Below are 22,280 nucleotides of genomic sequence, written 5' to 3' on the forward strand. Positions count from 1 at the left end.
GCGCTGGCCGTTTCAAGCTTTTATGGGGGGTTACAACATGCATCACTTTAATGAAGTGTTTATTCAAATTCTAATTCTGCTTGCAGTGTCGGTCGGAGTTATCGGTATTTCCAAAAAAATCAACTGGCCGTATTCCGTAGCGCTGGTGCTCGTAGGCCTGCTGCTTGGACTCTTTCACATTCCGTTCATGGAGGATGCGGAGGCGTTTATTACGCAGTCGCATGTGTTCCAGTCCATCATCATCTCGCTGTTCCTGCCCATTTTACTCGGCGACGCGACCTTGAAGCTTCCTTTCAGTCAGTTGAAGGCGCAGAGCAAGCCTGTGCTCGGTCTTGCTTTCATCGGTACCTTGCTTTCGTTCGCCTTGATTGCTGCAGGGGCTTATTACCTGCTTAACTTACCGCTTGCGGTTGCGTTTACGTTCGCAGCGCTTATGAGTGCGACGGATCCCATCAGCGTGATCTCCATCTTCAAATCGCTCGGCGTTCCGAAAAAGATGGTCACCATTATCGAAGGTGAATCGCTTTTTAATGATGGGATTGCAGTTGTGCTGTTCCAAATTTCGTCTATTTATTTGCTAACCTACGTAGAGATGGGCTGGGTGGGCGTAGGCGAAGGCGTCTTGTTGTTCCTGAAGTTCGGCTTGGGCGGCATCGCCGTAGGGGCTGTGCTCGGCTATCTGTTCTCGCAGCTTATTCGATTGTACGACGATTATCCGCTGGAAATTGCCTTCTCAGCGCTGCTGTTCTTCGGCAGCTATTTCATCGCAGAGCACTTCCACGTATCCGGCGTTATCGCGGTTGTCGTAAGCGGCCTCATCTTTGGCAGCTATGGTAAGAAGATCGGCATGTCGGAGACAACCTCGATGAACATCAACACGTTCTGGGATGTTGTTACACTAATCGCCAACTCGCTTATTTTCCTGATGATCGGTCTCGAAATACGCAACATCGATTTCTCCGACAAGTTTGGCATGATCGCGCTGGCGATCGCCATCGTGCTTATTGGTCGGACGATCGCGACGTTTGCGAGCCTGCAGCCCGTCAAGGGTTTTCCGTTATCATGGAAGCTGCTGTTGAATTGGGGCGGACTCAAGGGGAGCCTGTCCATCGCACTGGCACTCAGTCTGCCGCATGATTTCAAAGGGCGCGAGGATGTGCTGGTGCTGGCGTTCAGCGTTGTGCTGTTCTCCTTGATCGTTCAAGGCCTTACGCTGAAGCCGCTCATCGGGAAGCTGCGCATCGGGCAGATCGAAGGAGAGTCGAAAGCCGCGGAGCACTAACGATTATATCGTATTTGGCGGAGTCAGTGCCTTAAGCCCGGGACGTTAACGTTCCGGGCTTGATTGTCGTTATGGTTACCATGGAATCGAGAATCTATGACGCGTGTGTTTCCAATTCAAAGTGCCCGTCAAGATGAGTGTAATCAAATAGATGAACAAAGAACAAATGACTGAAGTGACCAGGCTCCATATAAGCGGTATATCATAATGGGATAGATTGGCATAGATCCAATGTCCGCTTATCGCCATCAGCAGCATACAGAGTCCCACCTTTATATAAGGCAGGATACTCCAATAAAATCCGATCGAGCCCGAGATGGACAGGAAGTTAAGCAAGGTTTGCATCACAATGCCAATTCCGATGCCATAAGCAACGCCGCTTATCCCGAATTGGCTGCCCAATACGAAGATCGAGATCACCTTGAATCCGGTGGCTATAATGTAATTCCATAATGTGGCTTTGGCACGGCCGAGACCGAGCAGAATGGCATGAAGCGGGGCATCAAAGTAGTGCAGGAAAAATATCGGCGCTAAAATTTTCAATAGCAATCCTGCTTCTGGAGCCTGATAGATCAGTGTCGTAAGTGGAGTGGCCCACTCGTACAGGATGACGGTGGCTGGGGCACCAATCAGCAGACCCAGCTTCATTGCCTGATTCATTCGTTCGTGGATGAGCAGGTTGTTCTTATTCACCGAAGCTTCGCCAATTGCAGGGATGAGCGCAGTAGATAGGGACTGTGTAATAAAGCTAGGCATGAACAGCAGCGGGAATGTATAGCCGGCCAGCAAGCCGAATTGTTTCGTTGCCAATGCAGTGCTGACGCCAGCAAGTGCAAGACTGGTTGTAATGAGAAGCGGCTGCAAGGTGCTGTATAACGAATGAATAATGCCATGGCCGGTTGTGGGTAATCCGATCTGGAGCAGCTCGCCGAGCGTGCGCCTTCCTTGCTTCAAATGTCCCGACCAGGTTTCGCCAGGTTGCTTCGGTTCTCCATACAGCTTATAGCTAGCTGCGAGGAACAACAGACTGATTACTTCACTTACTACTGAGGCGGCCATCGCACCCGCAGCTGCATACGCAACGCCGTAAGGCAGCAGCATATGAACAAGCGCAAGGACGCAGGCGATTTGGACGGTATGCTCGAGCACATCGGATGCGGCAATGGTCTTCATTTGCTGCATGCCGCGGAAGTAGCCCTTTAATACAGCAGAAACCGCAACAATTGGCGCAATTGGCGTTATCGCAAGCATGGCGTAGTATGCGCGTTGGTCGCTTAATAATAATGATGCGATCCATTCGGAGCCAAGCAGCGTAAGGGTTGTGAGCGCAACGCTCAAGAAACCTGTTACAGCAAGTGAAACATGCAGGATTCGCCTTATTTTCGTTCGTTCGCCGCGAGCGTGGGCTTCTGCCACCAGCTTGGATATGGCCACAGGCAGTCCAAGCTCCGTAATTGTAATGACGAGCGGAACGAGCGGATGCGCCATCATTAAGATGCCTATCCCTTCGGCACCCATTACGCGAGCGACATACATGCCGCTGATAAAACCGAGAATTCGGTTTATGAAGGCAGCGGCAGATAAGACGAGTGTCCCACGCATAAACGATTGCCCATGTTGTGACATGACTTGTTTCCTCCTGTCTATCGAATACTCTAATGTATTCAATAATCGGGAAAGCATGCGAACAAGCCGGTGACGATCTATCAGCTTTACATTGTTGACGGATGAATAACTATCTATTGTTACGAAATCATGAATATAGAATACGACCAGATATTTGTGGTTAATTATATATTTGAAGTCCTCTATAAACCCTTATAATAATATTGTAATCCTATTAGGATGGGGGTCATGACCAATGTATAAGCTTCTTGTGGTAGATGATGAGCCAACCGTTCGACATGGTATGCGTAATTATATCAACTGGGAACAATATGGAATTACATTCATGGGTGATGCGGATGATGGGGATACGGCGCTCGAGGTTATTGATCAATGGACTCCGGATATTGTATTCACGGATGTACGTATGCCAATAATGGATGGCATTACCCTTTCGAAGGAAATAAAACGGCGGATCCCGCATATTAAGATCGTATTTGTCAGTGGACATGATGACTCAGAATATTTGAAATCGGCAATGAAGGTTAATGCGATCGACTATATCCTAAAGCCGGTGAATCTGCAAGAATTGCACATGGTCATCGAACGGGTAGTTGCCGATCTAGATGCGGAGAGCAAGAAACGTCAGATGACCCAGGACATGCATTCGAAGCTGTCAGAAAGCATGCCTTTGCTTCGCGAGAAATTTATGATGTCTCTCATTAACGACAGAGCTTGGGAGCCGCAGCGATTGCAAGAGAGGATGGATTTTCTCGGCATAAAGCTGCCCCAATCGTCTTCATACTGGGTAATGGCTGTGACGGTAGACAATTTGGTTGATATTAGAGAATGTAATTCTGAATATGAATGGCAATTGCTGTCTTATGCGATACAGAAGCTTTGCCAGGAGCTGAAGGATCGTTTTTTTCATGGAATCTTTTTTGAGTTTCGCGAGGGTGAGTTCGTAGGTCTCTTGTATGTTGATCCGGAAGAATCGTTATTGCAGGAGTGCCGTGATGGCGATGAATTCGAAGGCTTTAGGGCGGAAGTGAAAGAAGAACACCTGGTACGATTAGCAAATGAAATCCGTGACAATTTGCAGCTATGGCTGAAGATTACAGTGACAATTGGAATAGGCGGACGCGTTTCTGAATTGTCCAGCTTGAAGCAGTCTTATTCTCAAGCGAAACAAGCTCTTGAGAGCAAATGGTATCTGGGAAAAAACCAGATATATACGTTAGACAGTATGGAGACGGGAGACGAAAGTTATCCTGTATTCGATTATGATCAGCGGATGGAAGTTACAACGATTCTAAAAGGAGCGGATACAAATCAGCTCTCGACATTGCTGGATCATTTGTTTAGGGAGCTCGCAAGAAATAGACGTTATGGGTTTCAATACTGTCGGAATGTCACGATGCAGATTATGCTGTTAGCCGGACAAATTCTGCTGGAGTTCAATTTGAACGAAGAGGATTGGGATCAAGGTGAGGTTCAACGTGTTGAACGTCTGTTCAGATTGGAAACCATAGATGAGCTTCGACAACACCTTGACTCTTTTCTGTTTGATGTTTGTCTCAAAATTAGAGAGAAACGAGCGGGGCGAGCGGACAATCTGGTGAATCGTGTAATGGAGATCGTCGGACTTCGTTACTCGGATAATAATCTGTCCGTTAACGAAATCGGCAAGGAAGTGTTCTTAACCGATACGTATGTGAGTCTGTTGTTTAAACAAGAGACAGGGCAGACGGTGAATGAATATATAACCTATTATCGGATTGAAAGGGCAAAGGAGAAGCTGGCTGATCCAAGGCAGAAGATGTATGACATTTGTTATGCTGTCGGGTATGCGGATCCCAGCTATTTCAGTAAGCTGTTCAAGAAGATTACTGGACTGTCTCCAAGCACCTATCGTAATCTCATACAATCCGGAAAATTGCGATGATGGCATCTCATGAGTTCCTTGCCCGTATAATCAGGCAAATCCGATTGTGGATCAGGCGCTTAGGATTGCCCAAGCGCTGGTTGGTCGCATATCTTTGTTTGATTGTATTGCCTTCAACCTTGATCTTATATGCCTATTACGAACATTCTACATCCGTTCTGGAGGAGGAAGTTTCAGATTCCATGCTCCAAACGATGAAACAGGCTGGAATTAACCTATCGTACCGATTCGGAAACGTAGAAGAAATCGTCAATACCTTGACGATGAACAAAGAACTCTATGAGTTTCTGGAGAATGATAACAGTGCGCCTGTCATTGACAGGCTAGAAGAGGTAGAGGAAATTAGGAAGCTGGTTCGTAACATTCAATTGAATAACGATGTCTTTCGATTACGCTTGTTTGTGGATAGCAACAATCTATTAGCCAATGAACATATCAATTTCTTTTCCCTGGAGGGATTAAAGGATTGGCGATATTACCAAGAGGTGCTCGACTCCCAAGGAGGGCTCGTATGGACGGGGATATACAAACAATCGTATATCGACCTTGGGGAGAAGTCCGTCTTCTCCCTTGCTCGATTTCTTCATAACCCCAGACAATTCAATCAAGTTGCTGCGATTCTAATTCTTGATGTGTCCGAGAAGCTGGTTCTGGACATATTATCTGAGATTGAACTGACAGAACATAAAGAGGTGTTTCTGGTCAATCCGGAAGGCGAAGTGACTGCTCACACTGACCGTTCTCAGGTAGGCAATCAGTTATCGGATAATATGCTGGAGGTCATCTCGCAAGGAACAGAAGGAAAAGCTAAGCTTAAGCTGAATGGTCATGTAGAATATTTGGTATACGCTACAATTGAGCCTAAGGGCTGGAAGATTGTTGCTCAAGTGCCTGCTTCCGATATTACGACGAAGGTGAAATTGAATCAAGGCGTTGGAATCGCTACACTGGTTGCTTTTCTATTATTGTTTCTAATCCTCGTTCTGGTATTGCTTACGGTAATCGTTCGCCAAATGAACAGACGAATCCTGGATGTTATTCATGTTATTCGCAAGGAGGGAATCGACAGGTTCGGTGAACATCCAATACCTGATATCGGCTTGATGCAGCTTGATCGAAGTGTAGAGGTGCTTGTCCATCGTGTACATATGTTAATGGAACAGACCTATGAGGCACAGGTGCAAGAACGAGGCGCACAGCTTCGCGCACTGCAAGCGCAAATCAATCCGCACTTTCTATACAATACGCTGGATACCATTAACTGGATGGCCATCGGTCATAACATGAAAGACATCAGCTTTATGATCGATTCGTTGTCACAATATTTCCGTCTCAGCTTGAACAAAGGGCAAGATACGATGAGCGTGAAGGATGAGCTTCATCTTGCACAAGTATACCTGGATATTCAGATGAATCGTTTCGCTAACACCTTTGATTATCGGATTGAACCTGATCCGGAGGTGCTAGCGTACATCATTCCCAAATTAACATTGCAGCCGCTTGTGGAGAATGCATTGCTTCATGGCATTCGAAAGGTGAAGAACAAACATGGCTTGATTATCATCAGAGCTTTCCAGGAGGACGATTATCTTGTCCTAACGGTCTCAGATGACGGTATCGGGATTGAAGAAGAAAAGGCGCGAGCCCTCCTCCTGGAACCAAATGTATCATTTCAAGAAAATGGCGGGGGCAGCTCTTACGGTCTTTATAATGTGAATGAACGGATAAGGCTCTTTGGAGGAAATGCCTCTGGTCTTCGTATTCAATCGAAGCTTGGCGAAGGAACAACGGTATGGATTAGAGTCAAGTATACTCCTCCAACAGACAAATCGTTGAGGTGAAGCGCTCGACCCCGATCGGGGTACGAGCGTTTTCTGCATGTTTGGACAATCCTATTACCAGTATAGAAATAGACTATAAATTGAAGATTTGCCTTCTACTAACGGAAATGAGGGTTCACTATAATGAAGCTACCGACAAGAGAAAATGATGATGGAGGTAGACGATGAGCCACTCAACTGCACAGATAAAACAATCCAGTCCTTCAAATCCGCCGAATAATGGGATGAGGTATAAGTGGAAGTTATTCCGCACGAATCTAGATACGTATATCTTGCTGCTTCCTGCTCTTGCTTTCTTATTGTTGTTCAAATACACACCAATGTATGGAATCGTAATTGCCTTTCAGGATTTTAATATTTTTGACGGTATAGCGGGAAGCGAATGGGTGGGGTTAGAGCAGTTCCAGAAGCTTGTTCATTCGGATGAATTTATGCAAGTGTTCCGCAATACGCTGTTGATCAGCGTTTACAAGATCTTTCTGCTGTTCCCTATTCCGATCATCTTAGCCTTGTTCATTAATGAAATTAGCAAAATGTGGTTTAAGCGCAGTGTGCAGACCATCATTTATTTGCCGCATTTTCTATCATGGGTTATCATTTCCGGATTATTTATGAATATCCTCTCTCCTTCAACCGGAATTGTGAACGGTATTATTGAGTGGTTTGGAGGAGAACCGATCTCCTTCTTGATCGATAACGATTACTTCCGAAGCACGGTTGTTTTTACAGCAGGCTGGAAGGAAGCGGGCTGGAATGCCATTATCTTTATTGCAGCGATCGCCAGTATCGACCAGGAGCAATATGAGGCGGCAGCCATAGATGGAGCTAGCCGGATTCAACGGATGATATTTATCACCTTGCCTGGCATTGCGCCAACCATTGTTCTTATGTTCATCTTGCGGATTGGGAACTTGTTAGAAGCTGGCACGGAGCAAATTTTGACCTTATATAATCCGGTTGTCTATGAAACAGGAGATGTTATCGGCACCTATGTCTACCGAATCGGTCTCGGCAAGATGGATTATAGCTTTAGTACAGCGGTAGGATTATTTAATTCCGTTATTGGATTCTTGCTTATCATTTCAGGGAACTTCTTGAGCAGAAAGATTGTGAAACGAAGCATCTGGTAGGGGGTGAAGGATTATGATGAAGCGATCTGTTCATGATATTGTGTTGGATGTTGTCATTTACGGTACGTTGGTGCTGTTAACGATCATTACCTTGCTCCCCTTTCTGAATGTGCTCGCCAAATCAGTAAGTGAGGAATGGGCCGTTATTTCTGGCAAAGTTGGTGTGTTCCCAGTTGGGTTCCAGCTGGATTCGATGAAATTTGTTGTCACCTCCAAGAACTTCCTGCGATCGTTCGGGATATCAGTATTTATTACTGTAGCAGGCACCTTCCTCTCTCTCTTGATTACAGCGATCTCCGCTTATCCGTTATCGAAGAGGCGATTGCCTGGCATCAGCACGATTATGCTGCTATTTATTTTTACGATGCTGTTCAACGGGGGCATTATCCCGAATTATATGCTGATTCGCAATCTCGGGCTCATCGACAATGTATGGTCGCTTATTCTGCCCGCACTGGTTAGTGTCTTTAATCTGCTGGTGATCAAAAGCTACTTTGAAGGTCTACCCGAAAGTCTGGAGGAATCAGCGAGAATAGACGGCGCTCGCACCTTCACCGTATTGTTCCGGATATTGCTCCCGCTAAGCGGGCCTGTGCTGGCTACCATAGCATTATTCTACGCGGTATCCTATTGGAATGAATTCTTTAGCGCGATGATTTATATCAACGATCCAGCTCTGAAGCCGTTGCAATTATATTTGCGAGAAGTTGTGCTGAATGCGGCATCTGCAACAGCTGGAATCGAATTGTCTCAAGATGACATGATGAATTTGTCGGCAGACAATATCCGATCAGCGACCGTCATTGCATCCACCATCCCGATCCTATTATTGTATCCCTATTTGCAGAAGCACTTTATCAAAGGAGTACTGATTGGATCGGTTAAGGGGTAGCGGCAGAATGTATGCAGGCAGCTCATTAATCTCATGCAGGTATTCCTACATGAGTTAATGTTATAAATTGTAGTATAAATGAGATATGGGAGGGTTTCTGAATGGGAAAGTGGTTGAATAAATCTTTATCAGTGCTTTTGGTTGGTTCGTTAGCAGTAGCGGTAACCGCTTGTTCTTCGAATTCTGGCGGATCATCGTCTGCAACCGAGGGTCCGAAGGGAAGTCAAGCACCGTCAGCAGCGACTAGCGCGCCGACAGAAGGGCCAAAGCCAACGTTAAAATCGTTGAGTTCATGGATGAATGAAGATTATAATACGTATCCTGTCGCTACATTGCTGGAAGAGAAAACAGGATACAAGGTACAATACGACATGCTGCCCCAGGAGAATGTGCAAGAAAAGCTGAATTTGCTTATTGCTTCTGCAGAGCCCTATGATGCGATTACCATCCCAGGCACAAGTGAATATAAGGCGTTGTATTCTGATTATGCCAAACGTGGGGCGTTGTTGGATTTAGGCCCGCTTATTGACGAGTTCGGTCCCAATATAAAGGCAAGTATATCTGAGGAATCGCTGGAAGCGGCCAAGATTGAAGGCAAATTGTTTGCGATACCGATCAAAACACTAAATAATGTAGCCAGTTCGTTGATGATACGTCAAGACTGGCTGGAAAAACTGGATTTGAAGATGCCGACGACAACAGACGAGCTTCTGGCGGTGCTGCAAGCCTTCAAAGAAAAGGATCCAGGCGGGAACGGCGACCTCAACATCCCGATGTCCATGCCTGGGGATGGCGCAATCGAAGTGAATATCGCAGGTGCATTTGGTCTTACGAACACATGGAACGAAGTGGACGGTCAATTGCTGCCACGCGCGCTGGATCCGAGTTATAAGGATTATCTAACCTACATGAGCAATCTGTTTAATCAAGGATTATTGGACAAAGAATTCGCAATTAACCAAGCAGTTACCGTACAAGAGAAATTCACAAGCGGCAGAGTTGGCGTGATCGCTGTCAACTGGGCTAGTGTGCCTAAGCTGTCCGATGCCCTTGTCCGCAATATCGCAGATGCCAAGATGGTGTATATGCCGACGTTAAAAGGTCCAAATGGAGAATTTGGATTACCGGAGCCTTCTGGTTTCGACAGATTGACGTTCATCCCGAAAGCATCCAAAAATCCCGAAGATGCCATCAAGTGGATCAACGCCAAGTTGGACAAAGATGTGTTCCGAGAAGTGACGATCGGACAAGAGAATGTTCATTACACCTTTAAAGATGGAGCATATACGCCAATTCTTCCAATCTTCAACGATGAGCGCAATTATGCCAATAACTTTTTAACGGGCTCCGATGAAGAAAATTATCCGAAATATTGGCAGGCTCGTGTGCGTAAGGATGAGCGCTTATTTGCAGCATGGGAATATTTGAACGTAACGGAGCCGGCAGAAATCAGAGACACCAATCCAATCGGCTTGGCGCCATATCTGGAACAATATTCGAAAAACAACTCGGCCCTAAGTACGATGGAAAACGATGAAACAGTCAAGTTTATTTCAAAAGGTGAGCTTATCTCGGAATTGGAAGCTTTCCAGGCCAAGTATAGAGCAGCTGGCGGAGATGTAAGTGTGCAAGAAGTTAACGAATGGTATAATTCAACGAAGTAAGATCGCCAATACATGCGAAGCGAGGAACCCATATGGAGATTAGTGGACTGCAGGGGAATTGGAGCTGGCATTCGCCACTCCAGCTGCCGCTTCAAGTGTACGGTTTTCCTTGGCTGAACGAGGAGGGAGTCTATCGAAGACTCCCTCTAAACATACATGGATTATCGGAAGCCATCGATCAACTGGCAAATCTGACAGCAGGTGGACAAATCCGCTTCAAATCCAATACGAATCGGTTAGCAATTCGCGTTATGGCAGGAGCATATGCCCAAATGGATCATATGACAGCTACAGGACAGAGTGGCTTTGATGTTTATATCGGAGAGGTTGGACAAGAACGATATGTAGGAACTAGTCGAATCAAGTGGGATGGACAATGTTACGAAGCGCTTATGTTTGATGGAGAGAATATGGATACGAACCAAACCATTACGATTAACTTTCCTCTTTATCAGCAAGTGCTGGAAGTTGCTGTCGGATTGCCGCCGCATGCTTCGATAGAAAGAGACGATTCATTGGAGCATAGAGGGAGATTGATTTGTTATGGTACATCGATTACCCAGGGAGCATGTGCCAGTCGACCGGGTCTAGCGTATACCCAGCAGCTGGGACGTATGTTATCGCGCGAGGTGATTAATTTAGGTTTCTCCGGCAATGGAAGAGGAGAAGCGCAGATCGCCGAAATTATAGGGACAATAGAGCATGTGGATGCCATTATTATCGATTATGAGGCGAATTGTACAACAGAGCGCTATAGAGAGACGCTAGAAACATTTCTAGCCATTTGCAGGCGACATCATCCATCAGTTCCTGTCTTGGTCGTCTCTCGTATTGTATATGCTAAGGAGTTCATCATTCCATCTGAACGAACAGACAGGAGACAGCGGAGGACGTTTGCCCGCAAAATGGTGATGAAGCTAAACCATGAGGGTGATGATCGATTATTTTTCATAGATGGAGAAAAGCTGCTAGGCAGCCGATTCGATGAATGTACGGTTGATGGTGTGCACCCCAATGATTTGGGATTCTCTCGAATAGCCAAAGGGATCTATAACAAACTTAGAAAAATTATAGAGGATAGCAGTGTAACCTTGAAAAGCAATCGAGCTATTCACACAAGCGACAAATATTTATGACAGAATCATGAGGGTTGTGTGGAAATCGGTACAAAAATTGATGGTATATGCTAACCTTAAAGAAGCAAACTGCATTAAGGGAGTGTTACCATTATTCGAGTTCAAGGTAATTCCGTTAGTGTCGAATCTGTTCCGACGATTTCAGTCACGAAGGTTCTCTTCGAAACGATAAAGATTGGAATCGTGAAATCGAATCTAATCGTCATGATCGCAGGGCTTGCATGGCTAATCCTAAGTATTAGAGGCTTCCACCAGAAGCAAGAGGACAAGTGGGCGCGATCGATGTTCATTTTCTCGTTAAACCATATTACTGTACTGTTATTAGCGATTGTTGGCTATTCGATAGGCGCACCGTTGTTATCATAATGCACAAAACAAAGGCTAATTCCATTCTTTATGAATGAGAATTAGCCTTTTTAGTGGCCTCGATGTGGTTAAGGGTCTTTTTGACTGATTGTATAATAATCTCTGATTACAGCTGCAAGGCAAAATGTTCTATTTTTTATTGTAAGATAAGAAATAAAACAGCGGTTGAAGCCGGCTGCGAATGGGAGATGAATGCGTAATGACTAGGAAAATTGGAGTAGGCATAATCGGATGCGGAATCATAGCCAAAAGACATATTGAATCGTGTAAACTGTTGCAGGAAATGTTTGAAGTCAGAGCTGTCGCCGATCTCTCGATGGAGAAGGCATTGGAAGCAGCAAATTTGGCCGGAGAAAATGTTGCCGTATACACAGACTACAGGGAAATGCTTCTGCGTGAAGATATCGAGGTTGTTTCGTTGTGTACACCTCCATTCTTCCATAAGGAACCCGCCATTGCAGCATTTGAGCATGGGAAACATGTTTTATGTGAAAAACCGTTGGCTCCTTCGCTCGAAGATTGTGATGAAATGATCGCAGCGGCGAAACGATATAATCGAAAGCTCGCAACTGTATTTCAATTAAGATTTTTACCAGATATACAAAAGATGAAGTCAATCTTGACATCTGATCTAATGGGACCTGTCGTGTTCGCTCAGATGAGCGGTAATTATTGGAGGGGAAGCCATTATTACGATGTCCCTTGGAGAGGGAAATTCAAGACGGAAAGCGGCGGAGTCACGATGAATCATTCGATTCATACATTGGATTTATTTTTATGGCTGATGAATTCCCCGCTATCGAGTGTACAAGCAGAAATGGACACTATCAATCATGATATAGAGGTAGAGGATCTTTCGCTGGCGATCTTCCGTTTTGATAACGGCGCAGTGGCTCAAGCAAGCTGTTCACTAAACACGGTGAGAGAAGGTCATACGATGAGCTTTTCTTCTCAGCGCCATTATGTAGGGTATCCATTATCGCTGCATGCCGTCAAGCAGACACCGCAAGGAGGAGCTTCGATGGATAAGGAAGAAGTGGAGAAGCTGCAGACCATTGCGTCGTCTTATACACCAGAACTAGATACACCTAAACCTAATCACTGCGATTCCTATTATGATTTGTTTAAGGCTATTCAGTCCCATCAAGAGCCTTCTGTCAGCGGGGTCGAGGGCAGGCGTACAATCGAAGCTATTACTGCAATCTACAAGTCGGCAACTTTGGGGATCAAGGTCCATCTGCCTATCTCGTCGTCTGATCCCTGGTATACATCTGCTGGCATACTAGAACATGTCAAGAAATCCGATAGAGGTATCGTCCATGAAAATTGAGAAAGCAGAGATATTCCCTATCTATATCCCTATGAAAAGTTTATTTAAAACATCCCGGGGAAGTGTCGGAGGTACAAAAAATAATCGCACAGTGGTGCTAGTCAAGTTAACGGATGAAGCAGGTCATGTAGGCTGGGGAGAAGGTTCGCCAAGCCGATTGTGGTCATCCGAAACAATGGAAACTGTGGTCAGCACATTGGAAACGTATTTCATTCCAGCTATACTTGGAAGAGACGCAAATGATATCGCTGGTTTGCATCAAGCGATGAATCAAGTAGTGGCCCCAACCTTCTCATCTGCGCAACCGATCGCCAAGAGCAGTATTGATATTGCCGTGCACGATCTATTAGGACATGAGAGAGGTCTGTCGATTGCTAGACTCTGGGGGTATGAGCCCCAGGTTGAAGCAACCTTAAGCTGGACAGTCAGCGCCACTGATATCCAAGCTTTGGAGCGTACAACGCAAGAAGGTGTGCAGCAGGGGTACAACCATTTTAATCTAAAGCTGGGTACAGACGCGGCATTCGATCCCATCCAGGTCAGATGGATGAAAGATAGGTTTCCAGACAGCTTTCTCTGGGGAGATGCGAATGGCGGGTACAAAGTTCATGAATTGATAAGAATTCTCCCGGAACTTGAGAAGAATGGATTGGACTTCTTGGAACAACCGATCTCTGCCAATCAGTTGAAAGATCTGGCAGTAATCAAACAACGAATCCATATTCCACTTGGCGTGGACGAACCAATCGTCACGCCAAGAGATCTCATGGAATGGGTAAGGCAAGATCTCATCACAGCCTACGTGGCCAAGACCAGCCGCAATGGCGGTCTGTTTCCATCGAGAATTTGTATGGAGATCGCGCAACATACGCCGCTAATGACAGTATGCAGCGGGTTGACTGAAACCGGCATTGGAATGGCCGCCAATCTGCAGCTAGCATGTGCGTTTGGCGTGAAGCTGCCATGCGCATGGAACGGTCCGCAATTTTTGCAAGATGATATAGTAGCTGGTCTTACCGTCGCGGGAGGAAAGCTGTCATTCCCGGATAAGCCCGGACTCGGCATTGTTGTAGACGAAGAGAAAGTACGTCATTACGCCGCGCGGGGTGAGGATCATGTCTGAGTCACTGAAGCTAGGTCTAATCGGGCTCGATACCTCACATGTCATAAAGTTCGCAGAGGTACTGAATGATAGTAAGCATCCGCATTATGTGCCAGGAGCTCGTATCATAGCTGGTTATAAAGGCGGTTCATCGGATATCTCTGCAAGCTACAGCAGAGTGGATGGGTTTGCAAAGCAGCTCGAAGAACAGTACGGCGTTGGGCTGCTGAATCGGCCGGAGGAGGTTGCTGAGGCATGCGACGCATTATTGATTACGAGCGTAGACGGTCGCGTCCATCTTCCCCAATTTCGATCGATCGTTTCTTATCGCAAGCCGATATTTATTGATAAGCCGTTTACTTGCAGCCTGCAAGAGGCTGAAGAAATGTACAGGATCGCGGCAGAATATGGGGTTCCGATTATGAGTTGCTCCGTGCTAAGATACCTAGATCCGCTATTAGAAGCTCTTAAGATAGATTCGAATGTGATCGGGATCGACTGTTACACCCCAATGGCGCTCGAGCCTACGAATCCAGGATGGTTCTGGTATGGCATTCATGGTGCGGAGATGCTGTTCCGGGTATTGGGGACTAATTGTACGAGGGTACACGCGACTAATAATGAGTTGTATGAGTTCGCCATTGGCGAATGGACGGATGGTCGATTTGGTACAGTGCGAGGGAACCGAACAGGAAATTATCATTATGGAGCGACTTTGCATTACGCGAACAGGAGTCAACCCATCCAATCCATGGACAGCAAGAAGCCGATGGTTGCTACATTAGTAGAACGTATAGTTGACATGTTCCGTAATGGACAAGTTGATGTGTCTGCTGAAGAGACATTAGAGATAATCCGATTTATTGAAGGTGTGAATCGAAGCCGAGAGTCTAAGATTTGGGTACAGCTTCGATAACAGACATAGGCGTTCAAGACTAGAGGGGGATACAATGAAACAACGATTGTGGAGTCAGTTTAGAGATTTGAAGCTAAGAACTAAATTTCTAATATCGTTTGTTATCATTATCTCTCTCTCCTTGACACTAAGCAGTATTATTCATTACTATGCTTCTTCCAATGCGATAGAAACAATGACTTCTCAAAGCTCAGCGCTGCTGTTGGATCAGGTAGCGCTTAATTTCGAGCAAAAGATACAAGATGTTGAAGATGCTTCCTTCCAGGAATATTCGAACTCGGCTTTCTGCGAGATTGTTACAGATAAGGATCAAGATACGTACAAGGATCTACTTAAAGTTCAATTGATGAAACAATTCTTATATCGCATGGTCTATAAGTATGAGATGTTCCCGTATGCCGCAATCTATACGGGTGATGGCGAGAATTATAAACAATTTCGTCTTGGAACCTCGATTAATCCCATCCTTGCACAATTTGAATTGACCGATCAGGAAGCGTTATCGCTGGATGCGAAGCGTGGTCAGACGATCTGGAGTCAGGGCGACGAGAAACTGTTATTCGTAAAAAGGGCCATGTATGATCTCGAAACCTCTGCTTTTTGCGGCACGCTCGTGCTTGGTGTGGAAAGTGATTACTTCAAGTCGATCTACCCAAGCACCGATGAGTCAGGGGAAATCATGTTTGCCAACCAGCAGGATGAGCTGCTGATTTATAATAGTGAAAGCTCTGCTGCGTTATTCGAAGCGTCAGAAAAAGGGAAGCAATCCGAGTTTGAGCTTGATGCCAACAAGTATATCACCATTGAGAATAAAACCGATGATGGTCGGTGGACTTTAATTAATATCATTTCATTCGAGCAATTCACATCGTATATGAAAACCATTCAGAATTGGGTTGTAGTTACGTTCTGTATCGCCTTTGTAGCTGCCTTCTTAAATGCGGCGATATTAGCCAGATCCATTACGAAGAAATTATATATATTAGTTAATAGTATGAAGACTTTATCTATTGGTGCCTTGGATACAGTTATACGCATCAATAGTCGCGATGAGATCGGAGTCATTGCAGAAAAGTTCAACCTTATGGGGACGAAAATTAAAGAACTCATCCAAACAGCGAGTCATGAGAAGGTCCAGAAGGAAAGGGCCGTCTATAAGCAATTAGAATTTGAATATAAGGCTCTGCAGGCGCAGATGAATCCTCATTTCTTGTATAACACCTTAGAGTCCATCCATAGTCTAGCCAAAATTAAAGGACAAGAGGAAATAGGCCATTCGATTTACCTGCTAGGGAAGCTGATTCGAGAAAGTATAAATCGAAAAGAAGACTTCGTTGCCCTTCGTGAAGAAATCGAATTCGTTCAAGGATATTTAACACTACAGGGCATTACATATGAATCTGGATTGCAGGTCGCCTATGAATTGGATGAATTTTCATTGGATTGGACAGTACCAAGATTTATCCTGCAGCCAATCGTCGAAAACTCTATTGTGCATGGTATCGAAAAGAAATCAGGAATTGGACGGATTGCCATTCGATGCAGCTTGGAAGATGCCGACCTTAAGATAGAAGTTGAGGATAATGGTGTCGGTATGACAGAAGAGCTCATCCGGAAGCTCATTCATGAAAATACGGATACTGCCCCGACTGAACCTCATCGAACAGGTGTAGGCGTCAAGAGCGTTCATAAGAGGCTTCAGCTGTTGTTCGGGCCGAGTTATGGTGTATCGATCAGCAGTGAACCTGGAATAGGATCTAAGATTATCATTACCCTGCCGAAGACTAGAAGGGAGGACATGATCATTGGCAATGAAAGTAATCATCGTTGAAGACAGGCCGTTGATTAGAAGAGCAATTGTTGAAACGATAGATTGGACTGCACTCAATTGTGAGCTGGTAGCGAGCGCAGGTGATGGGCTGGCGGCGAAACTTATGATTGAGCAGCATCGACCCGACATTATTATCACAGACATTCGAATGCCCGAAATGGATGGTTTACAGCTAGCAGAATATGCAATTCAGTATCTAGGAAGCGCCAAGGTCATAGTCATTACCGGTTATCAAGACTTTCATTACGCCAAGCAATGTGTTCGCTTAGGTGTAATGGAGTATTTGTTGAAGCCTCTTAATAATGCAGAATTGGAGGCTGTAGTGTCTAAAGCGGTAATGGAGCTAATGGAAGAGCGCCAGAACCGGCAGGAGAAGGAACGTTTGTTAATAGCGGCTAAACGTCAAGCGATATCGGAACTTCTATTTGGTCAGAAGGATCTACCGCTTAACGGAACTGATTTCCATTCAACGAATCTGAGCGCTTATCGCTTCGGTCTTATAATAATTAAAGATACTTATACATCCGAAATTGAAGTGGCAGCAGAGAAAGCGGCTCCCAAACAAGAAGTGCTGGCTGCTTGCGATCACATTTTGTTAGCTCTCGAGAACCAAGATATAAATGAATCCTTTCAATTCTACCAATCGGATGAGATCGTGTATGTTTATTTATTCCCGCAAAAGATATCAAAGCAAAGTATCATGAAAACACTAAATGACCGGTTACGCCAAGTCAAACAAGTGATGGATCAATGGTCAGTGAAAGGGTATCCCCTTAAAGGCAGCTTCCCTATTCATTCGATTGAGCAATTAAAAGAGCAATATGAAGCAGTTTCGGGTCAGTTAAGCCGTCATTTCTTTAATTTGCATAATCATTCGGAGCGAAACGATGTTAAACTTTCCATTCTGCATGAGCTGGAGCAATTTCACATCTATCTGACGACGGATACCACATCAGAAATGTATGCCAGAATTGAATTCTATTTGACTTCTATATCTACTTATGCGGCAGGCAACGTCACAGTAGCCAAAGCATTGGTGTATGAGCTATGTCTGACAATTGCCAAACAATATTATAAGAAATCAAATAATGAACGAATAAAAAATCAGAGCGTGGATGAAATGTTGAGCTATGTGAACGCCTTGAACGACATGGCACAAGCCGCAAGTTATGTTCGTTCCTTGCTAGATGTATTCGTGGAGCAACAAACCACTGATGCTGCGAGCTATGGGTCTTTGATAAAGGCTGTTTTGCATTATATTGATGAGAACTACCGCCATGATATTAGTCTTAATACTGTTGCTGAGCACTTCCATATTAGTTCGGGGCACCTCAGTCGATTGTTCCGCAAAGAGGTTGGAGCCAGCTTTGTCGATATGGTCACACGCACCCGTATCCAGGCGGCGAAACAATTACTGCGAGATCCGACTAAGCGAATTGCGGAGATCGGTGATCTTACAGGTTTTAATAACTATATTTATTTTTATCAAGTGTTCAAGAAGTATGAACATATCTCGCCCCAAGAGTATCGAAACAAACTGTAATAGGAGGATGTTTTTTTTTGAACAGGATCGAATAACGAATATAATGTTAAAAAAATCGAATAGAATGCGCTTTCATTTCCTGGTTAAATAAAGATATAGCCAGATAGATCAGGGGGGAGTCGGTATGGAACCAGAAGCAGCTGTCACACACGAATCTGTTACTCCACCGAAAGCGCAAATGTGGAAGACAATTCGCCGTGAGTGGTCGAAGAATTATGATTTGTATTTACTGCTCATACCTGGAATCGTCTTTTTTGCTATATTCCGCTACATACCAATGGCGGGATATATTATTGCATTCAAGGATTACAACATGTTCAAAGGCTTATGGGAAAGCGACTGGGCCGGACTTACCCATTTTAAGGAAATGGTAGAGCTTCCGAGCTTCTGGCCGATGATCAAAAACACGATTATGTTAAATGTATGGTCACTGATATTCGGATTCCCTGCTCCCATTATATTGGCGCTGTTGCTCAATGAAATTAGAGTGAAATGGTTTAAACGTGTTACACAGTCTTTACTCTACGTTCCTCATTTTATGTCATGGATTATTCTTGGCGGTATCGTGTATAACGTCTTGTCCCCCGATTACGGTATTATCAATGCGATGCTTCGTAAGGTAGGGTTGGAAGAAATTTTCTTCATGGTTGAGCCTTTCTGGTGGATTGTCTCTTATGTGGGCTCGGGTATTTGGGCAAGCGCAGGATGGGGCACCATTCTATATCTGGCTGCGATGTCATCTATTGATCCTGCGCTTTATGAATCGGCTGAGATTGATGGTGCCGGACGATTGAAGAAAATACTTCATATCACAATCCCAGGGATTATGCCTACGATCATCATTTTGTTAATTATTAATATCGGCAACCTGACTTCCATTGGATTTGAACATATCTTTGCCTTACAGAACGCAGTCGTTCTGGATATCTCACAGGTCATTTCCACCTTTATATATTCATTCGGCATTGTACAAGGGAATTTCAGTCTCACCACTGCAGTAGATACGGTTCAATCCTTAATTAATCTAGTACTCATACTTGGGGCAAATTACAGCGTGCGGAAGATGGGGAGGGAAGGGTTATGGTAGGGAAACGGAAAGGCCCGGCGAGTAACAAGATATATCGCCGCGGGGATGTCATCTTTAACATATTCAATTACGGCATGCTCGCTGGCTTTACCTTTATCTGTTTGTTTCCCTTCCTGAATCAGTTCGCAACCGCATTTAGCGGCGAGTATGCCATTAAGACGGGGCAAGTTTTTATCTGGCCGGTAGAATTTCAGCTTGATGCGATAAAAGCGGTATTAATGGATGAAATTATATTTCGGTCTTTGCTTATTACCATCGTATTGGCTATCGGAGGCACAACGCTGAATCTGATCTTTACCGTTATTACGGCGTATCCTTTGTCCAGGCGAGACTTAAAAGGTAGAGTTCCGGTAATCAATTTTATCTTGATTACGATGTTATTCTCCGGCGGTATGATCCCTTCTTTCTTGCTTGTGAAGGAATTAGGCATGATTAATACACTATGGTCACTTATTATACCAGGTTTGATTAATGCTTTTTATGTATTTATCATGATGTCCTTCTTTCGTAATCTTCCGATAGAAATCAGGGAATCGGCAGCGATGGATGGCTGCAGCAATCTCATGTACATTGTGAAATTCGTGTTGCCGCTTTCCAAAGCAACCTTGGCAACCATTGGACTTTTTTATGCGGTAAGTCATTGGAACAGCTATTTCTCAGCCGTGTTATATATCGATAACCCGGATATGTATCCTTTGCAGGTGAAGTTACGAAATATCTTGTTGCTATCGCAAATCGATACCTCGATGGAAACGTTGCAAGAAGAGCTTGGCTTGGATCTCATCCAAGAATCGCTGAAAGCAGCTACCATTGTTTATTCTACAGTACCAATCCTATTGATCTATCCTTGGCTCCAGAAGTACTTTGTGAAGGGTGTCATGATTGGTTCTGTTAAAGGGTAAAAAAAATTGAGGGGGAAAAAAGTTGAAAATGACAAAAAATGTTGTATCGGTTCTATTGGCAGTGGTCATGGTATTCGTAATTTCGGCTTGCTCCAGTAACTCGAATAATGCTAGCAGCCAATCCGAGCCGACTAGCAGCAGCACGGCAACAAATTCTGGTGACGGCAACAAACAGACGGAAAAGCCTGTAGAGATGCAAACCATCAAGGTTTCGATTTGGGAACGAGGCAATGCGCCTGAAGGCCAAAAAATTACGGATACGATCATGACACGTTGGATTAACGAGCAAGTGGCGCCGTTAGGCATTAAAGTCGAATATGTTCCGTTGCCTCGTTCAGAGGAATCAGCCAAGCTTAGCGCTTGGATGGCGTCAGGAACAGCACCGGATGTCATTCTCACGTATGATTTGAATACATTTATGAAGTTTGCATCACAAGGGGGATTAGCTCCGCTTAATGCTTCGATCGAAAAGTACGGTCAAGACATCATGGTTCACAACAAAGTAGCGATGGAGGCAGTTGGGACCTATGATGGTCAACGTTATGCGGTTATGGCCCAAAAGCCGAATAAATCCGGACCCGCAATGAGTATTCGTAAAGACTGGTTGGATAAATTGAGCTTGGAAGTTCCTACTAATTTGGAGGAATTGTATACGGTGTTAAAAGCATTTAAGGACAAAGATCCAGGCGGTATAGGAAAAGAAAATGTGATTCCATATTCGATTCCTGCAATCGGTCAGGGCGGCAAAGGCTTTATGTACGGAACAAGCTTTGGCTCCGGAGTGGATAATGATGGACCCGCTACCCAGCTTTATCTAGCTTCGGGTAATATCGTGGACGGTCAATTCAAATCGATCATCGAGACACCGGAAGGACGCAGCCACTTTGAATTTATGAATAAGCTGTACAAAGAAGGTCTTATTCCGAGAGAGTTTATTACAGATGTTAACTCACAGAAGCATGAAGAAAACGTGCTTGCCGGAAGCGTTGGGTTCATCGATTCCAATGAATTAGCATATAACCTGGATTTGAAGATGATAGAGAAATTCCCTGATGTGAATTGGGTTACGGTAGAACCGTTTGTTTCTCCAGACGGACAACAAATTACCAATGTAGGTGCTCCTTATGGCATGTTTATTATGGTTCCGAAGACAAGCTCGGAGAAATCCGATGCAGTCATTAAATATTTGAACTGGATGTCCGATCCTGAGGTGCAAGTTACTTTGATGGATGGATTTGAAGGGGAGCATTACACCATGCAACAAGGAGTCCGTGTGGTGACAGATGCAGAAAAGAAAAAGAATGACATCACCTGGTATTCAACAGATCTTGAGATCATGAGCCTTGGCCTGCCTTGGTATCCTTCGGATGTGGCGCTGATTCAATATCAAGATAAAGGTGAAACGTATGCCCAAAAAGTAGTGGAGTACCGTGAAATCATGAGTAAATATGGGACATTCCAACCAACCCTGACAAACGAACGTCCTTTCGGTGAAAAAAATACAAGCGCATTAGAAACGATGTTATTCGAAGAGCTGTCAAAAGTAATCATTGCCAAAGATTTTAATGCGGCATATGACAGCCTGCTCGCAGAGTGGGAAAAAATGGGCGGAACTACGTATGATGCAGAAATTACTGAAGGCTTGAAGGCAATTGGCCGTATCAAGTAAGTAGCTGGTATTCGCGGAGGAGATGAATAAACACATGGT

At 44.7% G+C, this 22,280-nt stretch carries 17 protein-coding genes; 16 read left to right on the plus strand and 1 reads right to left on the minus strand.

Annotated features, from left to right (window positions below; genetic code table 11):
• Positions 1-37 precede the first annotated feature (37 nt).
• A complete protein-coding gene (locus tag ACX1C1_RS16360) occupies positions 38-1,282 on the plus strand; it encodes a cation:proton antiporter (RefSeq protein WP_458953239.1) in 1,245 nt (414 codons plus the stop codon).
• Positions 1,283-1,357: 75 nt separating this feature from the next.
• Here the strand turns inward: ACX1C1_RS16360 and spoVB are convergent, their stop codons facing one another.
• The gene (gene spoVB, locus ACX1C1_RS16365) at positions 1,358-2,908 is read right to left on the minus strand and encodes a stage V sporulation protein B (protein WP_458953240.1); all 1,551 of its coding nucleotides are present in this window, start codon (positions 2,906-2,908) and stop codon (positions 1,358-1,360) included.
• 235 nt (positions 2,909-3,143) lie between these two features.
• Between spoVB and ACX1C1_RS16370 the strand changes: the two genes are divergently transcribed.
• The 15 genes from ACX1C1_RS16370 (at position 3,144) to ACX1C1_RS16440 (ending at position 22,241) form a co-directional block, all read left to right on the plus strand.
• Positions 3,144-4,832 carry a response regulator gene (locus ACX1C1_RS16370; RefSeq protein ID WP_458953241.1) on the plus strand — a complete coding sequence of 563 codons (1,689 nt, stop codon included), beginning with the start codon at positions 3,144-3,146 and terminating at the stop codon, positions 4,830-4,832.
• On the plus strand, positions 4,832-6,673 hold the full coding sequence (locus tag ACX1C1_RS16375; RefSeq protein ID WP_458957702.1) for a cache domain-containing sensor histidine kinase: 1,842 nt from the start codon (positions 4,832-4,834) through the stop codon (positions 6,671-6,673). Before ACX1C1_RS16370 ends, ACX1C1_RS16375 begins: the two co-directional genes overlap by 1 nt.
• Before the next feature lie 164 nt (positions 6,674-6,837).
• Entirely contained in the window at positions 6,838-7,803 is a 966-nt protein-coding gene (locus tag ACX1C1_RS16380; RefSeq protein ID WP_458953242.1) for an ABC transporter permease, read from the plus strand.
• 13 nt (positions 7,804-7,816) lie between these two features.
• The gene (locus ACX1C1_RS16385) at positions 7,817-8,695 is read left to right on the plus strand and encodes a carbohydrate ABC transporter permease (protein WP_458953243.1); all 879 of its coding nucleotides are present in this window, start codon (positions 7,817-7,819) and stop codon (positions 8,693-8,695) included.
• A gap of 101 nt (positions 8,696-8,796) precedes the next feature.
• A complete protein-coding gene (locus tag ACX1C1_RS16390; protein ID WP_458953244.1) occupies positions 8,797-10,359 on the plus strand; it encodes an extracellular solute-binding protein in 1,563 nt (520 codons plus the stop codon).
• Between the two features lie 32 nt (positions 10,360-10,391).
• Positions 10,392-11,495, plus strand: a complete 1,104-nt coding sequence (locus tag ACX1C1_RS16395; RefSeq protein WP_458953245.1) for an SGNH/GDSL hydrolase family protein — start codon at positions 10,392-10,394, stop codon at positions 11,493-11,495.
• 183 nt (positions 11,496-11,678) lie between these two features.
• Positions 11,679-11,861 (plus strand): hypothetical protein, encoded by a 183-nt coding sequence (locus tag ACX1C1_RS16400; protein WP_458953246.1) that lies wholly within the window; start codon positions 11,679-11,681, stop codon positions 11,859-11,861.
• 199 nt (positions 11,862-12,060) lie between these two features.
• Positions 12,061-13,191: a Gfo/Idh/MocA family protein gene (locus ACX1C1_RS16405; RefSeq protein WP_458953247.1), complete on the plus strand. Its 1,131-nt coding sequence runs from the start codon at positions 12,061-12,063 to the stop codon at positions 13,189-13,191.
• Positions 13,181-14,314, plus strand: coding sequence for a mandelate racemase/muconate lactonizing enzyme family protein (locus ACX1C1_RS16410; RefSeq protein WP_458953248.1), 1,134 nt, complete (start codon positions 13,181-13,183; stop codon positions 14,312-14,314). Before ACX1C1_RS16405 ends, ACX1C1_RS16410 begins: the two co-directional genes overlap by 11 nt.
• Positions 14,307-15,209 (plus strand): Gfo/Idh/MocA family protein, encoded by a 903-nt coding sequence (locus ACX1C1_RS16415; protein ID WP_458953249.1) that lies wholly within the window; start codon positions 14,307-14,309, stop codon positions 15,207-15,209. The genes ACX1C1_RS16410 and ACX1C1_RS16415 overlap by 8 nt, the downstream gene beginning before the upstream one ends.
• Before the next feature lie 34 nt (positions 15,210-15,243).
• Positions 15,244-17,040, plus strand: a complete 1,797-nt coding sequence (locus tag ACX1C1_RS16420) for a sensor histidine kinase (protein WP_458953250.1) — start codon at positions 15,244-15,246, stop codon at positions 17,038-17,040.
• Positions 17,021-18,583 carry a response regulator gene (locus ACX1C1_RS16425; RefSeq protein WP_458957703.1) on the plus strand — a complete coding sequence of 521 codons (1,563 nt, stop codon included), beginning with the start codon at positions 17,021-17,023 and terminating at the stop codon, positions 18,581-18,583. The genes ACX1C1_RS16420 and ACX1C1_RS16425 overlap by 20 nt, the downstream gene beginning before the upstream one ends.
• Positions 18,584-18,707: 124 nt before the next feature.
• On the plus strand, positions 18,708-19,670 hold the full coding sequence (locus ACX1C1_RS16430; protein WP_458953251.1) for an ABC transporter permease: 963 nt from the start codon (positions 18,708-18,710) through the stop codon (positions 19,668-19,670).
• Positions 19,664-20,572, plus strand: a complete 909-nt coding sequence (locus ACX1C1_RS16435) for a carbohydrate ABC transporter permease (protein WP_458953252.1) — start codon at positions 19,664-19,666, stop codon at positions 20,570-20,572. Before ACX1C1_RS16430 ends, ACX1C1_RS16435 begins: the two co-directional genes overlap by 7 nt.
• 28 nt (positions 20,573-20,600) lie before the next feature.
• Complete coding sequence (locus tag ACX1C1_RS16440; RefSeq protein WP_458957704.1) at positions 20,601-22,241, plus strand: extracellular solute-binding protein; 1,641 nt, start codon at positions 20,601-20,603, stop codon at positions 22,239-22,241.
• Positions 22,242-22,280 lie beyond the last annotated feature (39 nt).

The organism is Paenibacillus sp. strain BS8-2 (assembly GCF_054483835.1).